Annotated in this window: 4 protein-coding genes and 1 pseudogene; all 5 read right to left on the reverse strand. The window is 64.3% G+C overall.

All coding sequences use genetic code 11. The features are described 5' to 3' along the window. Positions 1-380: pseudogene (locus tag AC1D15_RS28570) on the reverse strand (methyl-accepting chemotaxis protein); the annotation flags it as partial. Between the two features lie 58 nt (positions 381-438). Beyond that, positions 439-957, reverse strand: a complete 519-nt coding sequence (locus AC1D15_RS28575) for a chemotaxis protein CheW (protein ID WP_047509916.1) — start codon at positions 955-957, stop codon at positions 439-441. Positions 958-1019: 62 nt separating this feature from the next. Beyond that, positions 1020-1385: a response regulator transcription factor gene (locus AC1D15_RS28580; protein ID WP_477828674.1), complete on the reverse strand. Its 366-nt coding sequence runs from the start codon at positions 1383-1385 to the stop codon at positions 1020-1022. 60 nt (positions 1386-1445) lie between these two features. Continuing rightward, complete coding sequence (locus AC1D15_RS28585) at positions 1446-1838, reverse strand: response regulator (RefSeq protein WP_052202924.1); 393 nt, start codon at positions 1836-1838, stop codon at positions 1446-1448. A gap of 72 nt (positions 1839-1910) precedes the next feature. Next, the gene (locus tag AC1D15_RS28590) at positions 1911-2063 is read right to left on the reverse strand and encodes a rubredoxin (RefSeq protein ID WP_082004612.1); all 153 of its coding nucleotides are present in this window, start codon (positions 2061-2063) and stop codon (positions 1911-1913) included. Positions 2064-2119 lie beyond the last annotated feature (56 nt).

Genomic DNA, 2119 nt, shown 5'->3' on the forward strand with positions numbered 1-2119 from the left:
GCGCCCTTGTTGGCCTGGTTCAGCGAGCTGATCGTCATGCCGACCAGGCCGACCAGGCCGAGCAGCACCATGACGCCCAGCACGCGCTGCTGCTGCCCGACCGGCCGGTTGCCGATCAGCGGCACGCCGGTGCCCGACATCAGCGCGGCGTTGTCGCCGCTCGGCAGCCGGGTTTCGGAGAAATCGGCGAGTTCGGACGGCGCAGCCTCCGAGATGATCGACGAGTCGAGGTTCACCGTGTTGGCACCGCCGTCCGGCCGCCCGTCGTCACCGTGCCCCAGGTCGAGGCCGGCCACGTCGTCCAGCGCAACGGCACCGTCGGCGCCATATGCGTCGTCACGGCCTTTGCCCTTGCCTTTGATTTTGTTCAGGAAGCTCATAGGTGCCTCGTTGCGTCGTCTTGGGTAATGCAGTCAGGAGGGCCGGCGCGGGTGCGCCTCAGCCTGCGATCTTCAGGAAAGCGGCCTCGGTGGCCAGCTGTGCCAGGTTCAGTTCGCGCCAGAGGCGTTTGCCTTCGTCGCGGTAATGCGTTCCGACGAAGGCCGGCTTGGCCTGTCCGTCGTCGGGTTCGGGCGTCAGCTGCTGCAGGTTGCGCAGCCCGGCAAGCCGGTCCACCAACACCGCGCAGTTGATGTTCAGGTCGGAGTTGAACGCGACGAACCAGGACTGCTCGCGCACCGGCTCGTTGCCGCGCACACCCAGGAAGCCGGCCAGGTCGACCACCCCGTGCAGCCGGCCGCGCAGGTTGGCCACGCCCATGAACCAGCGGCTGGTGTACGGCACCTGCATGGCGGGCGCGAACGGGAAAATTTCACCGGCCTCCTGCAGCGGGAACAGGAACCCGTGGCTGCCGCACTCGACGGCCAGCCAGGCGCGGCCGCGCTCCTGCGTACGCGCCGCCTGCAGCCTCTCGGCCAGGCGACTTTGCAGTTCGCGCAATGCTTCCTTGTTGGCCATTCAGTTCTCTGCCTGCGGGGCGACGTGTGACGGTGAGGTGGAGTGACGGATGCCGGCGGCGTTCAATCGAACGCGCGGATCTTCGACACCAGCTCGTCGGCGTCGACGGGCTTGACGATGTAGTCGCGTGCGCCCTGGCGCATGCCCCACACCTTGTCGGTTTCCTGGTTCTTGCTCGTGCACATGATCACCGGCACGTCGGTGAAACGCGGGTCGCGCGTGATCGCACGGGTCAGCTGGAAGCCGTTCTGGCCCGGCATGACCACGTCCATCAGGATCAGGTCGGGCTTTTCCTCGCCCAGCCGGCGCATCGCGTCTTCGCCGTTCTCGGCAGTTCRCACCGCGTAGCCGCGCTTGGTCAGCAGCTCCGACAGGTAGTGCAGTTCGGTCTTCGAATCGTCGACCAACAGAATCTTCTGAATCGCCATCGTCTTACTCCTTCAACTCTCTTGCAGGGCAACGTTACCGGGAAACAGCAGGTGTGCGCATCAGGCGCGGGCCGGCCGGTGCTGTGCCACGGCTTGCAGCAACTGGTCCTTGGTGAACGGCTTCGTGAGGTAGTCCTCCGAGCCGACCATCCGTCCGCGCGCCTTGTCGAACAGGCCGTCCTTCGAGGACAGCATGATGACCGGCACGTCGGCAAATTTCGCGTTTCGCTTGATGATGGCGCAGGTCTGATACCCGTCCAGGCGCGGCATCAGGATGTCGCAGAAGATCAGGTCCGGATCGTGGTCGTTGACCTTGGACAGCGCGTCGAAACCATCTTCCGCGAGCAGCACGGTATGGCCGCCCTGCTTCAGGAAGATTTCCGCGCTGCGGCGGATCGTGTTGCTGTCGTCGATCACCAGCACCTTGATGCCTGCGATGGCTTCATTGCTCACCGAGAATCCCCTCAATGACTGAAAGCGGCCGTGGCACCTGCCCGGCACACCATGTAAGAGCCCCAGCGACCATCAGATCTGGACCATTTCGAAATCTTCCTTGCGTGCGCCGCATTCCGGGCAGGTCCAGTTCATGGGAACGGATTCCCATGCGGTGCCCGGCGCGATACCGTGTTCAGGATCCCCTGCCGCTTCGTCGTAAATCCAGCCGCAGATCAGGCACATCCAGGTTCGGGTACCGCTGAGGTCATTGCTCACTTTGTTTTTGTCGCTTCACTACA

It is taken from the genome of Rhizobacter sp. P2_H2 (assembly GCF_056403375.1).